The organism is Acinetobacter sp. ANC_7635, assembly GCF_056779945.1.
In genome coordinates this window covers 734,422-750,098 of the sequence record NZ_JBWYIS010000001.1, presented here as the reverse complement: position 1 = coordinate 750,098, position 15,677 = coordinate 734,422, and the positions used below count along the sequence as shown (strand labels likewise).

Genomic DNA, 15,677 nt, shown 5'->3' with positions numbered 1-15,677 from the left:
ATTTGTTTTTCAATCGATGTTGTTTTGGAGAGCTTTAAAAAAATAATGGATTGATTTTCTCACATTATTTTTTCATTTTATAAATGCTGAAAATGCACAAGTTCAATAATGCTTCTTTGAGGAGCTTTCGCAAAAAGCAATGAACACAGAGAGATCGATATAAAAAAGATTAAATTAGATTTAAACATGGGTTTTATAATTTGAAAATGTAATGACGATAATCTACGAAATTTTATAGTGTGCCTTACTTCACTTTAATTTTATTGAAAATAGAAGTTCATAAAATGTATTTAGTAATTTATTTAATCTATTCTGTTTGATAAACGTTAACTCTAATAAATTTAATAACTTAAACCATTAAGCTAATGCCAATTCATTTAGAGGTGATCAAGTTGGACAGATTAAATTTTGTAACTCAAATCCAAGAATGGTCAGATCAATTTCCTTGGTTAGAGATGTTGACCTCTCTGAGCATTCTTATTCTCATTGCATTTATCGCAAATTTTATTGCTAAACAAGTGGTCGTCCGTGGTATTCGCAAAATTATTAGCAAACTACGTTTTAGTTATAGTGATGTCTTAGCGGAACATAGCGTTATTCGAAGAATTGCAAACATTGTCCCAGCATTGGTGATTATGAATGGAATTGTGACGGTTCCTCACCTGTCTGAAAAAGTCATTACATTGATTCAGATGTTTGCACAAGCCTTCATTTTCTTAACCATTGCCTTGGCAATTAGTCAGCTTCTCACCATTTTTAATATTATTTATCAACGTAATCCTAAATCTCACAATAAGCCAATTAAGGGTTATTTACAGTTAGTTAAACTCATTATTTTTGTTGTTTGTGCACTGATGGTCATAGGAACATTTCTTAAAAAAGATGTTTTCACGCTATTGGCAGGTTTCGGGGCAATGGCAGCAGTGCTCATGCTGGTTTTCCAAAATACAATTCTATCTCTAGTGGCTTCAGTTCAAATCTCTTCATATGACATGGTTCGGATTGGTGATTGGATTGAAATGCCAACCTTAAATGCGGATGGCGATGTCATTGATATGTCATTACATACGGTGACCGTACAAAACTTTGATAAGACCTATACCACTATTCCGACCAATCGTTTGGTGACAGATACTTTTAAGAACTGGCGAGGTATGCAAGAGCAAGGTGTTCGTCGTATTAAACGTGCACTCTATATCGATCAAAATAGTGTTCACTTCTTATCTGCAATGGAATACAGCAAACTTAAAGAATTTCTGATTTTAGAAAAATATCTGGATGAGAAACAAACTGAGTTAAAAAACTTTAATCAGCAATACGCAAATAATGGGGTCAATAACCAACGTCGTTTAACCAATTTAGGAACATTCCGCGCATATATTGAATACTATTTAAAAAATCATCCAGGTATTGCACAAAATCAGTCCTTAATCGTTCGTCAATTACAACCGACAGGTGAAGGTTTGCCTATAGAAATTTATGCTTTTACAAATACGACAGCATGGGTGGCTTATGAGGCGATCCAATCCGATATTTTTGATCATCTTTTGGCGATTCTTCCTGAGTTTGGATTAAAAATATTCCAGATTCCTTCTGGGAATGATTTCAAGATTCCTCAAGACACAGTAAACTGAGTTTTGATTAGATGAATTAAGATTAGTCGTATGCTGCAGTGGTTTGAAAGACTCGTTGATCCATATCCATCCAAAGATTTAAATCAGCCCTTGCCGAAGAAATTTTTTCCATTTGTTTGGCAAGCAGCATCAGGAGTTAAGCGTTATCTCCTGGCGTTGGTGTTATTTACTGCAGCAACAGCTTCATTTGAAGCTATTTTCTTCTCTCAAATTGGTCATTTAGTTGATTGGTTATCCGCATCGACGCCTGAAAATTTTCTCGAAAATAACCAAACAAATCTAATGATTTTATCTGGTTTTCTACTGGCTAATATTTTCTTTGCAAGTTTGCAATCAATCATAAGGCATCAGATATTATTCAGCAGCTTTCCAATGCGCTTGCGTTGGCGTTTTCACAATTTATTACTTCTTCAAGGCTTGGACTTTTTTCACAATGATTTTGCAGGTCGATTGTCAGCTAAAGTCATGCAAACTTCACTTGCTGTTCGTGAATTTTGGGTAATTTTGGGGGATATCGTTACTTATGTGGTGATTTATTTTATTACCATCAGTGTGGTTTTAGGAAACGTCTCCCCTCTACTCCTTATTCCCCTGATGGCATGGTTGATTTTATTCATTGGCGCGGCATCCTTCTTTATCCCGCGACTTGGAAAAATTTCAAAAAAGCAGGCTGATGCACGCGCGGTGATGACTGGTCGTGTGACTGATGCTTATACAAATATACAAACAGTAAAATTGTTTGCACATGCTGGTCGTGAAAGCCAATATGCCAAAGAGTCTATGCAACTTTTTATGAAGACGGTGTATACCCAGATGCGTCTGGGAACTGCTTATGAAATTAGCATTAATCTACTGACCGCAATTTTATTCTTTGGCGTTTTAGGTACAGCAGTTTGGCTTTGGTTTATTGGTGAAGCAAACATCGGTGTGATCGCCGCAACGACAGCCATGATTTTAAAGCTGAATAGTATGGCTTCTTTTATGATGTGGCAAACTTCAGCCTTATTTGAAAATATTGGTACCATCCAAGATGGGATGACCACGCTAGCAAAACCAATAGCAATTCAAGACAAAGAAGCTGCACTGCCACTCGAGGTACACTCTGGTGCGATTAAATTTGATAATGTGAGCTTTGCATATAATCAAAAAAATGTTATTAATCACTTGAATTTAGAAATTAAACCGGGTGAAAAAATTGGAATTGTCGGTCGGTCTGGTGCTGGAAAATCGACACTGATCCAACTACTACTTCATTTTTATCAAACCCAACAAGGTAAAATTTATATCGATGGCCAAGCGATTGATGAAGTCACCCAAGATAGTTTAAGAAAAAACATTGCTCTCGTGACGCAGGATACTTCTTTGCTGCATCGAAGTGTTGCTGAGAATATTAAATATGGTCGACCTGAAGCGACTGATGAAGAAATGTATGAAGCTGTCCGTAAAGCTCGAGCAGAAGAGTTTATCCCTCAGCTTACAGATCTACGTGGTCAGACAGGATATGACGCTTATGTGGGTGAACGTGGTGTAAAATTATCTGGTGGGCAAAGACAGCGTATAGCAATTGCACGGGTATTCCTAAAAGATGCTCCAATTTTGATTTTAGATGAAGCAACCAGCGCACTCGATTCAGAAGTGGAGGCTGCGATTCAGGCAAGCCTTGATGACTTGATGGAAGGTAAAACGGTAATTGCAATTGCACACCGCCTTTCAACAATTGCTCAAATGGATCGATTAATTGTTTTGGATCAAGGAAATATCGTAGAACAAGGATCTCACGATGAGCTGATCCAACAGAATGGAATTTATGCCCAACTTTGGCAACGCCAAACGGGTGGATTTTTAGTTGAACAAAAAGTGAAAGACAAGGAATTAGACGAAGATGCTTTATCTTGATGATTTAAAAGTGGGTGATCAGTTTAAAAGTCGTGAATATGAGTTAACACTCGAAGAAATTAAAGAATTTGCACAAAAATACGACCCTCAAGTCTTTCATACTGATGAAGAGGCTGCTAAAGATCATCCTATTTTTCAAGGTATCGCAGCCAGTGGTTGGCAAACTTCAGCCATTACCATGCGTCTCTGGACTGAATGTTTTCCAATTGCCAAGGGGCTTATCGGTTCAGAGTCAAGCTTAAGATGGCCAAAACCAGCTCGTGCAGGTGATCGTTTGCATGTGGAAGTTGAAATTGTTGCTATCAATCCTTCAAAAACAAAGCTAGATCGTGGAATTGTGAGTTATGTCACACAAACAAAAAATCAGCATGGTGATGTTTTGTTGATTTCAACCACAAAAATTGTCGTTTTTAAGGCTTAAACATCGGTTTCACACTAGATTTGTCCGACAAAATTGGTATTTTCTATCTGGAATTTATGTCAGTATTATTTTCACCAAAAATTATGAAAAAAATTGTGTAAAGCAATGGATCGCACATGAAAACAGTTTCAGTTCGCCCAGATTTAGGCATTCCAGGTGTTTACGGACTCTTACTTTTAGATGTTGTTTCTCGTTGGGGTTATAGTGCTGAGTCGCTATTCGCTCCCTTTGGATTCACCAACGAGCAACTTGCCGATCCTGAATTTAGAATTCCACTACATGTAGCGAATGAGATGATTATTCTCGCGCGCAAAATGACAGGTGAAAGTTCTCTTGGTTATCATCTTGGTAACCAAATGCGGATTTCTATCCATGGTTTTATTGGCTATGCCATTATGACCTCGAATGAGATTACTGATGCACTTATTTTAGCCAATCGCTTTATACAACTGCGTATGCCTTTTCTGCAATTTCATTTCTCGACATTTACAGAACAAGTTTCTTTGCAGTTACAATGTGATATTGATCTTGAACCGCTGAGAACTGAAATTGTCATGGCTTTGACTTTTGGTGTCATTACCATGGCAAAAGCACTGACAGGCATTAATGATTTGTATGGCGAAATTAATTTTGACTTCCCGAAACCTGAAGGCTTTGACAAATACATCAGTCGTCTACATCCCAAAACGATTATTCATTTTGACCAGACTCATTTTCTTGCCAGTTTCGATAAAAGTTATTTAGGCTTGAAGATGGTTAACGCAGATCCGATTGCCAGTCAAATTGCAATTAATCAGTGCGAAGCAGAACTATCAGAGCTGGGCGAACGCCGTCGAATTTCAATGCGTGTTCGCGATATTTTGACACATTCTGAACAACACTATTTAAGTATTGAAAATGTGGCAGATCGCTTGCATATGTCTGATCGTACACTGAAACGTCAGTTGGCTGCAGAAGGAACTTCTTTTTCAACCTTAGTGGATGAAGTTCGATATCGTCATGCAACCTCCCTACTGTCACGTACTGACTATTCACTTGAACAAATCGCAGATGAACTCGGTTATTCAGATGTTGCGAATTTCAGTCGTGCATTTAAACGTTGGAGTGGTCGAAGTCCAAGCAGTTGGCGTAAAGATCCATATTTATAGAACTTTCGTTTTTAAATAAAACACTGTATAACACAAGAAAATTTTTCAAATCGAATTGAGGAGTCGTGATGAATCATCCTTCAGAGCTTAAATATGCTCGCACACACGAATGGGTACGTATTGAAGGTGATCTCGTTGTTACTGGGATCTCAGATCACGCACAAGATGCATTGGGTGATCTTGTCTATGTAGAAGCACCTGAAGTAGGTCGTGAATTGACTGCTGGTGAACAAGCGGGTGTAGTTGAGTCTGTGAAAACAGCTTCTGATATTCATGCTCCTGTAAGTGGTGTAGTTGTAGAAATTAATGAAAATCTAGAAGATGATCCAGATTTTGTAAATGATGATCCCTATGGCAAAGGCTGGATCTACAAAATTAAACCATCTAATTTGGCAGATGTAGAACAACTTCTCTCAAATACAGATTATGAATCAGGTTTGTGATATTTATGACCAGTCTACGGACTGGTTTTTTATTTATACATTTTCGGATGAATGGCTCACTTTTTGCTGTAATTTTCATGTAATTTGATTATAATTAATTCAACTTCTCTCCCTACTTCATTGCTGACCAAAACCAAAAATAATTTTATTTGGCACAGATTGAAGCTTTTAATGGTTCAATATTTCAAGGTTGTCTATGTCTTCTATACATGCTGAGCATCTATGGAATAAATCTTTTATTCTGTGTCTAATTAATAACTTATTTATTTTCATCTTCTATTTTGCTCAGACAACGATATTGCCAATTTATATTCTTAATGATTTAAATGGTAATATTACCCAAGCTGGGCTTGCACTGACTTTGTTTCTAGCTTCATCGATCGCAATACGACCGTTTACTGGTCTCATTATCGAGAAGATTGGGCTTAAAAAAGCACTTTATATCTCTGAGTCATTTTTTGTACTGCTCTCTTTCGCTTATATCTTTGCTGATAATCTAACCCTATTACTGGTCATTCGGTTACTACAAGGAATTTGGTTCAGTATTTTGACCACTGCCATGATACCAATCGTCAATGACTTCATTCCAAATCAGCGTAAAGGTGAAGGCATGGGCTATTTTGTCATGTCAGTCAATCTTGCCATTGTACTAGGACCCATGTTGGGCTTGATTCTCATTCAACCATGGGGATATATTCCAGTGGCTACACTTTTAGCTGCAATTGTTTTTATTGGTTATTTGTTCTGCTTTTTGATTCCGATCCAGACACAATTTCAAACTGTTAAGCGCAAAACAAAAATTAGTGTTCATGATTTTGTTGAGATTAAAGCTTTACCTGTTGCGATGATGGCGATGCTCATCTCATTTTCTTATGCAAGTATCATGTCTTTTATCTCGACATATGCTGAATCAAAAAATTTATTGACCTATGCGAGCTTATTCTTTGCTGTTTTTGCAATTTCCATGATGCTTCTAAGACCCTTCACAGGAAAGTTATATGACTCTAAGGGTCCTGCCTACGTTGTCTATCCAGCGATTGTGAGCTTTAGCATTGGGCTATTCATTCTAAGCCAAATTCATTCTGCTTCCGGATTATTGATATCTGCTGTCTTTATTGGTATAGGCTTTGGGTCTGCTCAGCCATGTCTCCAAACGCAAGCCATTCAAGCTGTAGCACGTGAACGAGTTGGACATGCGAGTTCAACTTTTTACACCTTTTACGATATTGGCATCGCATTAGGTTCTTTTATTCTAGGTATTGTGATCACACACTATCAGTATTCGATTGCATATATATTATGCGCGATATTGACGCTATTAAGCTTGCTGTTTTACCGCTTCGTTGTTCAAACTAAAGTAAAAGTGGTCTAGAGAGCTAAAAATTTGTCCAAAAAAAAGCCTTCAGATGAAGGCTTTTTTATTCAATTAGCTCTCTGCATCTTCATCAAACATACTGAAGGTTTGTGAAGAGGTTTCAGCATTCTCTCGGACGCGTGTACTTTTTAGCTTAATCTGTAGACGTAATTCATTTTTAGAGTCAGCATTACGAATGGCTTCATCATAACTGATCGCACCTTCGTTATATAAATCAAATAATGCTTGGTCAAATGTTTGCATACCAAGTTCTCGCGACTTGGTCATAATTTCTTTCAACTCATGAAAGTTACCTTTCAAAATCAAATCAGAAACTAAAGGTGTATTTAGCATGACTTCTACAGCAGCTCTACGTCCGACACCATCTTCAGTTCGAACTAAACGTTGAGAAATAATGGCTTTCATATTTGATGAAAGATCCATAAGCAACTGATTGCGCCGTTCTTCAGGGAAAAAGTTGATAATTCGATCCAAGGTTTGATTGGCATTATTCGAATGCAACGTGCCTAAGCACAGATGACCAGTCTCTGCAAAAGCGATCGCATGCTCCATGGTCTCCGTATCACGGATTTCGCCAATTAAAATTACATCTGGTGCCTGACGAAGTGTGTTTTTAAGCGCATTATGCCATGAGTGACAGTCCACTCCGACTTCTCGGTGAGTGACCATTGATTTTTTATGTTTATGCACGTATTCAACTGGATCTTCTACAGTAATGATGTGCCCTGCTGAGTTCTCATTACGGTAATCAATCATGGCAGCAAGTGAAGTAGATTTACCCGATCCAGTGCCACCAACCACTAGAATTAAACCTCGCTTTTCCATTACCACATCTTTCAATGTTTCTGGTAATTTCAACTTTTCAAAGTTTGGAATTTCAGAGGTAATGGTACGAATGACCATCCCTACATTAAGTTGCTGTTGAAAAACATTCACGCGAAAGCGCGATACATCTGGGACATTAATGGCAAAATTACATTCTAATTCACTCTCAAATTCTGCTCTTTGTTTTTCATTCATTAAGCTATAAGCGAATAGTTTTGTTTTTTCTGCAGTCAAAGCTTGAGAACTTAAAGGCTTCATTGAACCTTGATGTTTCATACTTGGAGGAAAATCAGCTGAAATAAATAAATCTGATCCCTCATGTTCAAAAACGCTTTTAAGCAATCTGAACATGAATTGCCGAGCTTCGCTAAGTAATTCATTACTGAACATTAATTTCCCCAAGTTATAAATATTAAATACTTAAAATACTAATAGAAATATAAGGTTATTTCAGCTGTTTCATCAAATATTTAATGCTTTAAACAAACATTCAAATCTTAAAGGCAAAAAAAAGAACCCATATTTCATGGGTTCTTTTTTATAAATTATATTAGGAGAGTTGTTGAGCAACATCCAAAATCAATTGCTCTGTACTTAACCAACCCAAGCATCCATCAGTCACTGATTGACCATAAGTCATGTGATCAGAAATTTTCTGATTGCCATCGACTAAAAAGCTTTCTAGCATGACGCCACGGACTTGTGTTTGAGGTCGTTCATTCACAATTTGCTTTAATACAGCAGGTTGATTCAATGGATTTTTAGCACTATTCCCATGGCTACAATCAATAATCAAAGCTGGTAATACATGGTTATTGTTTTCTTGAATCTTTTTAATTTCAGCGAATTGGTAATTTGTACCCTGATTCGATCCACGTAAGATCAAATGTGCGTGCGGATTACCCTTTGAAGATAAAATGCTTGGACCACCATCTTGACTTAAACCAAGAAATTGATGCGGTTGTGAAGCGGACTGAATGGCATCCAATGCAATTTGGATTGATCCATCTGTACCATTTTTGAACCCAATGCTATAAGGCATATGGCTAGATATTTCACGGTGAATTTGCGACTCGCTTGTTCTCGCCCCAATCGCGCCCCATGAAATCAAATCATCAAAATATCCTGTTGCCATTGGGCTTAAGATTTCTGTGGCCAACGGCAAACCCATTTCAGCAATTTGAATGAAGAGTGATCTAGACTGTTCAAGTCCTTTTTGCATATCTGCTGAACCATTTAAATCTGGATCATACAAGAAGCCTTTCCATCCTACAGTGGTGCGAGGTTTTTCAATATAAGTACGCATCACGATGAAAATCTGATCTTTGACTTGTTCTTGCAGTTGTTTTAATTTTTGTGCGTATTCGAGGGTTGCTTTAGGATCATGAATCGAACATGGACCAGTAATGACCAATAAACGTGGATCATGACCCGCTAAAATGTCTTGTATTGTTTGGCGATGTTGACGAATTTGAAGTGAAACTATCGGACTAACTGGTAAAGCTGATTTTAGTTCTAATGGTAAGCTTAATTTTTTTTCTAAAGTATGTTGAGCTGTGGTTATAAGCTGAGAATTAATTGCATTCATCTTGAATTCCTTTGGGCAGCAATTGCCCTATCTTTTATTTGAGCGTGAGGTGTCTATTGGCTGGGTTTTGTTCTTGACTAAAATAGAACCAATAACCGTTGCTAAAATAAAAAGTATTCAATGTTTTCATGAGATGCTCCTATATTTGTTGAGATGAAAAAAAACCTGATTGGTGTTGCCAATCAGGTATAAACTTGATGGGCAACATTTTTGTTGCCCGAACGCGTCTAGGCAACTAGATGTTAAATTGCCAAAAATAATAATAAGCGTTAGTAATCAAGTGTGTCGTTTTCATCAAATTATCTAAAATATAACCCTTAAAAGTAAAATACGCATAAATAGACTGATTGACAAGCAATTTATATAAAAAATATTGTTATATCAATCATAACTCAAATATATCAATGGTTTATTGCTTATCTGTAGGAAGCCAATCTTTTATAGCACATACTTGTTTGAGCATCAGTTGCTCAGCCTCAGACTTACAAATCGCTTGGCTAAATAAAAAGCCTTGACCATATGCACAGCCAACATCCTGAAGACTTAAGAGCTGTTGGCATGTTTCGACACCTTCTGCGATCACATCCAATGACAGAATAGGTCCGAGCTTAGCAATGCCCTCTACAATTGAATTGATTGACTTCTCCTCATTCATTCGATTCACAAAAGCATAATCAATCTTGAGACAGTCGACAGGATAATCTCTTAAATGCGTCATTGAAGAATGACCGGTTCCGAAATCATCCAATGAGATTCGAAGACCATAATTTTTGAGCTTTTGTAGTGCTCGAATCACAAATTCTATTCCACGCTCAGCCAGAATATGTTCTGTAATCTCAACCTCGATTAAATGAGCAGGAATTTGATGTCGTTCTAAACGTTGAATTAACAATTCTGCATAATTGTCACGCATGAATTCAACTGGAGAGGCATTAATTGAGATCGGTACAAGTTGAACGCCCTTAGACATCCAATCTGCCATGTCACTGAAAATCTTTTGATGCATGATTTCACTGATTTTACTGGCCAGCTCATAATCGTTAAACGCTTCTGAGATTGAAGCTGGATAATGAAGTTGCTGCTGTGTATCATGCCAACGCATCAAAGCCTCAAATCCGATTAGCTGACAGTTATCTAAGCGAACCTTAGGTTGATAATACGGTTCGATTAAATTGTCCTGTATGATATAGCGAGCAGTATCAAGTTGTTGCATCTTCTTTTCAGCAAGTGCAAACATTTCGTCATCATACATACGATACCCACCACGACCTTTTTCTTTAAGATCATTTAGAGCGGTATCCGCACATTTCATCAATCCGAATACATCTTGAGCATCTTTAGGATAAATGGCACATCCAATACTCATCCCACTATTAATCACTTTTCCTGCATAAGTAATGGGGGCAATATTTTGTTTAAGCACTTTCTGTGTAGTTTGATGTAATTCTTCTTCTGAGGTCATCCCTGAGACAATAATTGCAAATTCATCTCCACCTAAACGTGAAACAATACACTTGCGATCCAAACTCTTTTGCAGACGTTTAGATAAGACTTTAAGTAGATGATCTCCAGCAGGATGACCTAAAGTATCGTTAATGTTTTTAAAATGATCGAGATCAATAAACATCATACCAATAAGTGTTTTTTCACGATTTGCTTGTGAAATCGCCGCTTTTAATTTATTTTTGAAGGCACGACGATTCATCAGACCCGTCAGATCATCATATTCACTGCTGATTTTTAGTTTAGCTTCGGCAACACGTTGACGGGTAATATCACGTGATACACAGAGAATACTGGTCGTATTTCCTTGTTCATCATGCACAGGTGTTAAAATATTATCCCAATACATCACAGTATCGCCGTGTGTGCTCATCCCCGCAAAACGGGCATTCTTCCCTCGAGCTGCTGTTTTAATCGCTTTTGCCCCCTGTTCACGTACTTCAGGTGGTAACAGCGTTAACCAATCCATTCCAAATTTCTTAACACGCTCTTGACCCAGTAATGCCATGCATCCAGATTTGTTCATGTGTTCAAGCTTGCCATCTGGTGTGATAATTTTTATACAGTCTACGCTGACATCGAGCATATCTGTATTCGCACGCAAGGCCTCAGCAGTTTCACGCATTTTGATTGTACGATCATGGATATTTGTGCAACTTATCATCCAATTTTGCTGGTTGGATTGAATCACCTTAGGTTCAGCAAGCATTAAGAACCAAAGATATTCACCTGATTTATTTTTTATACGACACTCTTTTTCAAATTTCTGACCGTTTTTTTGAGCATCATTCCAAATCTGATAAAGATGTTCAGCATCATCAGGATGAACAAATTTAAGCCAGTCTACGTCACGTAAGATTTGCGTATCCGCACCGATATATTGTTTAAGTGCGAGATTACAATACCCTGAGTTGGTGTGACTGACCCAAATCAAATTGGGCAGTAAATCGAGTGCAAATTTAAAGTCATCTGACAGTGTTAGATGCAAAGGCACAGCTTTGGACTGTAAATGATCAGCTCTATTCAGATCCAGAATGCTCATAGTTCACCTATTCGAAAATAACAACCCATCAAAATGACGAATACAAAAATCAGCGTAAAAATTTAGAATTTAATTAATCAGTATTTAAATTTAGTTAATAATGATTATTAATCATCATTAATTTTAAAATACGTGATAATAATAACACTTAAATGGACTAAATTAATACAAATACCATTTCTGCATGATACATAATTTTTATCACTTGTGAATATTAAATAGACAAAATGCATAAAAAATAATGAAATACGACACAATAATGAATTTATTTGATAATTCGACATCTTAGAATTAAATAATTCCGATTTTAATTAAAAAAATACCTACTTATATTAAGTAGGTGTTGAATAATATAAAAATAATCTAAACTTATTATTAATTTATTATAAAAAATCTTTAATGTTTTTGATCACCTCACTTGGTTTTTCTGCATGTAACCAATGTCCAGTGCCATCAATCGTCACAAATTTAGCTTTAGGATATTGGAACCGAATAAGATCGTTATCACGCTCGAGATTAATATAATCGGATAATTCTCCTTTTAAAAACAAAGTTTCATTCGATTGTGGATTAAGACGTTCCCATGACAAAATCTGAAAATATTGTTGTTTAAGTGCATCTAAGTTGAATAGCCAATGTCCATTGCGGAAAGATTTGAGCAGAAATTGAATAACGCCAATTTCATTAATATATTTCTGCATCAACTCGGTTGCCTCCTTTCTTGAAACAACTTGAGCTTTTTGAACTTCTTCTAAAGCTTTGAAAATTTGATCATGATGAGATTTTTGATAAGCGACGGGTGCCATATCAAGTACAATCAACTTAACTACTCGATGTGGTACAAGGTTTGCTAAGTGCATGGCAACTTTCCCCCCCATCGAATGACCAATGATGTGAAATTGTTGCACATTCATATCATCTAAAGTTTCTACAACATCTTGCGCCATGAGTTGATAACTCATTTGATTAGAATGAGGTGATAAACCGTGATTACGCAAATCAATTTGGATGACATCATGCGTTTCCTGAAATGCTCTCGCGAGCATGCCGAGGTTCGATAAACTACCAAAAAGACCATGAATCAGAACAAGAGCAGGTTGACGTTGATTCGCATTTGATTTGGTGATCTCAGCATTTAGTCGCATATATATACTCAAATAGCTTTAAAAATGTGATTCAAATTCTAACAGTAGAGTTTGTATTTTGGTGTTAGTTTAATTTTTATTTATATAATTCAGTAAATTAAAGACAATCAAAAAAATTCGGTTATAAGTAAAAGTATTGAGTTTTATAAAAATTAGTCCTGTAATTCGATCTTGTGATCGTGCGGAAATTATATATATTATCCGATTAAACTTTTTACTTTGAACATTTTAGGAAATTTAGACCATGTTTCATCATGTAGATGCTTATGCAGGTGACCCTATTCTTTCACTTATGGAAGAATATAGTAAAGATGAGCGTACTCAAAAAGTGAATTTGAGTATTGGTCTATATTATAACGAAGACAGTATTGTACCTCAGTTAAATGCGGTCAAAGCTGCGTACAAAAATATTGAACCGAGCAACGATAAAGTTAAACTTTATTTACCAATGGATGGTTTGAAATCTTATAACGAAGCGACTCAAGCATTAGTTTTAGGTCCTGATAGTCAAGCACGTAAAGATGGTCGTGCTGTCACGATTCAGACACTTGGTGGCTCAGGAGCACTTAAAGTCGGTGCTGATTTTTTGAAAAAATATTTCCCTGAGTCAGATATCTGGGTAAGTCAGCCAACTTGGGATAACCATATCGCAATTTTTAATGGCGCTGGTATCCAATCTCATTTCTATCCTTATTTTGATGCTGAAACAAATGGCGTTAACGTTCCAGCAATGCTTGAGGAATTAAAAACACTAAAAGCAAAAAGTATTGTATTACTTCATCCTTGCTGCCATAACCCAACTGGTGCAGATTTAACGCCAGCAGAATGGGATCAAGTGATCGAAGTACTTAAGACGAATGATCTTATTCCATTCCTTGACATCGCTTACCAAGGTTTCGGTAAAGGTCTTGAAGAAGATGCATACCTTATTCGTGCTTTAGATAAATCAGGTATGAATTTCATTGTGAGTAATTCATTCTCAAAAATCTTCTCACTGTATGGTGAGCGTGTCGGCGGCTTAACATTTGTCTGTGATGATAAAGCTACTGCTCAAAAAGTGCTTGGACAATTAAAAGCAACTGTACGCCGTATTTATTCTAGTCCAGCAAGCACAGGTGCATTGTTGGTTGAAAACGTGTTAAACAACGCAGATCTAACTGCTCAATGGCAAGCTGAATTACAAGAAATGCGTGAACGTATTATTAAAATGCGTGAATTGTTAAATGCTAAATTGAGTGCGGCTCTGCCTGAACGTGACTTTAGCTATCTAGTAAAACAACAAGGTATGTTCAGTTATACAGGTTTGACTGGCGAACAAGTGGATATTTTGAAAGATAAATATGGTATTTATTTAGTCCGTAGTGGCCGTATGTGCGCAGCAGGATTAAACTTGAATAATATTGATTATGTGGCTGAATCAATTGCAGAAGTTTTGAAAGCTACCGCTTAAAAACAAAAAACGGGCATATCGCCCGTTTTTTATTGCCCAATTAAAAATGTACAACTGTACGGATTGATTTACCTTCGTGCATTAAGTCAAAGGCTTTATTAATGTCTTCTAGCCCCATAGTATGAGTAACAAAAGGTTCTAATTGAATGTCACCCTTCATCGCATCTTCAACCATTTTTGGTAATTGAGTACGACCTTTTACACCACCAAATGCTGTACCCATCCATTTACGTCCAGTCACTAATTGGAATGGACGAGTTGAGATTTCTTGACCTGCACCAGCCACACCGATAATGACAGATTGCCCCCAACCACGGTGTGCACATTCAAGCGCTGAGCGCATTACGTTTGTATTACCGATACACTCAAATGAATGATCAACACCCCAGCCAGTCATCTCTACAATGACTTGTTGAATAGGTTGATCATAGTCCTTAGGATTGAGGAAATCTGTAGCACCAAACTGCTCAGCCAATTTAAATTTTTCTGGATTAGTATCCACTACAATAATTCGGCCAGCTTTGGCTTGTTTAGCACCTTGAACAACTGCTAAACCAATACCACCTAAACCGAATACAGCAACAGTGTCACCTTCCTGTACTTTAGCAGTATTGTGAACCGCACCAATACCAGTCGTTACGCCACAACCCAATAAACAAACGTGTTCAGGGTTTGCTTCAGGATTAATTTTTGCTAACGATACTTCGGCAACAACTGTGTATTCACTGAATGTTGAACATCCCATATAATGATAAATAGGTTCGCCGTTATAAGAGAATCGAGTCGTTCCATCAGGCATAACACCTTTGCCTTGAGTGGCACGTACAGAGACACATAAGTTTGTTTTATTTGATTTACAGAACAAACATTCGCCACATTCTGCAGTATAAAGCGGAATGACATGATCACCTGGTTTTACACTGGTTACACCCTCACCAACTTCAACCACAATACCTGCACCTTCGTGACCCAGTACCGCAGGGAATACGCCCTCTGGGTCTTCACCAGAAAGTGTAAATGCATCAGTATGACAAACACCTGTATGCGTAATTTTCACCAATACTTCACCAGCTTGTGGTGGAGCAACATCTAATTCAACAATTTGTAATGGCTGACCTGGACCGAATGCCACCGCTGCACGAGATTTCATGATGAAAACTTCCTTTGTAAATTAAGATTTAACAGATAAGTTACAGTAACCGCTTTT

General features: G+C 37.1%; 12 protein-coding genes. 7 read left to right on the top strand and 5 right to left on the bottom strand.

Translation table 11 applies throughout. The annotated features are described in order from the left end of the window. The first annotated feature begins 392 nt into the window (after positions 1-392). From AC1M89_RS03855 to AC1M89_RS03830, 6 genes are all read left to right on the top strand, one after another. Positions 393-1,634 carry a mechanosensitive ion channel family protein gene (locus AC1M89_RS03855; RefSeq protein WP_228143075.1) on the top strand — a complete coding sequence of 414 codons (1,242 nt, stop codon included), beginning with the start codon at positions 393-395 and terminating at the stop codon, positions 1,632-1,634. A gap of 30 nt (positions 1,635-1,664) precedes the next feature. Then, complete coding sequence (locus AC1M89_RS03850) at positions 1,665-3,530, top strand: ABC transporter ATP-binding protein (protein WP_481608618.1); 1,866 nt, start codon at positions 1,665-1,667, stop codon at positions 3,528-3,530. After that, positions 3,517-3,951: a MaoC family dehydratase gene (locus AC1M89_RS03845; RefSeq protein ID WP_035267505.1), complete on the top strand. Its 435-nt coding sequence runs from the start codon at positions 3,517-3,519 to the stop codon at positions 3,949-3,951. The genes AC1M89_RS03850 and AC1M89_RS03845 overlap by 14 nt, the downstream gene beginning before the upstream one ends. Positions 3,952-4,067: 116 nt before the next feature. Then, entirely contained in the window at positions 4,068-5,099 is a 1,032-nt protein-coding gene (locus AC1M89_RS03840) for an AraC family transcriptional regulator (RefSeq protein WP_179997980.1), read from the top strand. Positions 5,100-5,167: 68 nt separating this feature from the next. Beyond that, the gene (gene gcvH / locus AC1M89_RS03835; RefSeq protein ID WP_035267502.1) at positions 5,168-5,542 is read left to right on the top strand and encodes a glycine cleavage system protein GcvH; all 375 of its coding nucleotides are present in this window, start codon (positions 5,168-5,170) and stop codon (positions 5,540-5,542) included. 196 nt (positions 5,543-5,738) lie between these two features. Continuing rightward, positions 5,739-6,914, top strand: a complete 1,176-nt coding sequence (locus AC1M89_RS03830; protein ID WP_481608617.1) for an MFS transporter — start codon at positions 5,739-5,741, stop codon at positions 6,912-6,914. Between the two features lie 54 nt (positions 6,915-6,968). Here AC1M89_RS03830 and AC1M89_RS03825 read toward each other — a convergent pair whose 3' ends face one another. The 4 genes from AC1M89_RS03825 to AC1M89_RS03810 form a co-directional block, all read right to left on the bottom strand. Beyond that, positions 6,969-8,132, bottom strand: coding sequence for a PilT/PilU family type 4a pilus ATPase (locus AC1M89_RS03825; RefSeq protein WP_035267499.1), 1,164 nt, complete (start codon positions 8,130-8,132; stop codon positions 6,969-6,971). 160 nt (positions 8,133-8,292) lie between these two features. Continuing rightward, positions 8,293-9,330 (bottom strand): 3-deoxy-7-phosphoheptulonate synthase, encoded by a 1,038-nt coding sequence (locus AC1M89_RS03820; protein ID WP_481608616.1) that lies wholly within the window; start codon positions 9,328-9,330, stop codon positions 8,293-8,295. Positions 9,331-9,739: 409 nt separating this feature from the next. Then, a complete protein-coding gene (locus AC1M89_RS03815; protein ID WP_180027846.1) occupies positions 9,740-11,875 on the bottom strand; it encodes a sensor domain-containing protein in 2,136 nt (711 codons plus the stop codon). A 383-nt stretch (positions 11,876-12,258) separates the two neighbouring features. Next, the gene (locus AC1M89_RS03810; protein WP_481587912.1) at positions 12,259-13,020 is read right to left on the bottom strand and encodes an alpha/beta fold hydrolase; all 762 of its coding nucleotides are present in this window, start codon (positions 13,018-13,020) and stop codon (positions 12,259-12,261) included. A 244-nt stretch (positions 13,021-13,264) separates the two neighbouring features. Here AC1M89_RS03810 and AC1M89_RS03805 point away from each other — a divergent pair, with 244 nt between their 5' ends. Beyond that, positions 13,265-14,470 carry an amino acid aminotransferase gene (locus AC1M89_RS03805; RefSeq protein WP_481608615.1) on the top strand — a complete coding sequence of 402 codons (1,206 nt, stop codon included), beginning with the start codon at positions 13,265-13,267 and terminating at the stop codon, positions 14,468-14,470. Positions 14,471-14,510: 40 nt separating this feature from the next. On the opposite strand, the gene AC1M89_RS03800 is transcribed toward AC1M89_RS03805, so the two are convergent. After that, the gene (locus AC1M89_RS03800; protein ID WP_092766302.1) at positions 14,511-15,620 is read right to left on the bottom strand and encodes an S-(hydroxymethyl)glutathione dehydrogenase/class III alcohol dehydrogenase; all 1,110 of its coding nucleotides are present in this window, start codon (positions 15,618-15,620) and stop codon (positions 14,511-14,513) included. Positions 15,621-15,677: the final 57 nt, after the last annotated feature.

What these genes read in the sequence shown, in the direction of transcription:
- AC1M89_RS03825 (WP_035267499.1), bottom strand. Translation starts at nt 8,132, where the DNA reads ATGTTCAGTAATGAATTACTTAGCGAAGCTCGGCAATTCATGTTCAGA.
- AC1M89_RS03800 (WP_092766302.1), bottom strand. Translation starts at nt 15,620, where the DNA reads ATGAAATCTCGTGCAGCGGTGGCATTCGGTCCAGGTCAGCCATTACAA.
- AC1M89_RS03830 (WP_481608617.1), top strand. Translation starts at nt 5,739, where the DNA reads ATGTCTTCTATACATGCTGAGCATCTATGGAATAAATCTTTTATTCTG.
- AC1M89_RS03840 (WP_179997980.1), top strand. Translation starts at nt 4,068, where the DNA reads ATGAAAACAGTTTCAGTTCGCCCAGATTTAGGCATTCCAGGTGTTTAC.
- AC1M89_RS03820 (WP_481608616.1), bottom strand. Translation starts at nt 9,330, where the DNA reads ATGAATGCAATTAATTCTCAGCTTATAACCACAGCTCAACATACTTTA.
- gcvH (WP_035267502.1), top strand. Translation starts at nt 5,168, where the DNA reads ATGAATCATCCTTCAGAGCTTAAATATGCTCGCACACACGAATGGGTA.
- AC1M89_RS03845 (WP_035267505.1), top strand. Translation starts at nt 3,517, where the DNA reads ATGCTTTATCTTGATGATTTAAAAGTGGGTGATCAGTTTAAAAGTCGT.
- AC1M89_RS03815 (WP_180027846.1), bottom strand. Translation starts at nt 11,875, where the DNA reads ATGAGCATTCTGGATCTGAATAGAGCTGATCATTTACAGTCCAAAGCT.
- AC1M89_RS03850 (WP_481608618.1), top strand. Translation starts at nt 1,665, where the DNA reads ATGCTGCAGTGGTTTGAAAGACTCGTTGATCCATATCCATCCAAAGAT.
- AC1M89_RS03810 (WP_481587912.1), bottom strand. Translation starts at nt 13,020, where the DNA reads ATGCGACTAAATGCTGAGATCACCAAATCAAATGCGAATCAACGTCAA.
- AC1M89_RS03805 (WP_481608615.1), top strand. Translation starts at nt 13,265, where the DNA reads ATGTTTCATCATGTAGATGCTTATGCAGGTGACCCTATTCTTTCACTT.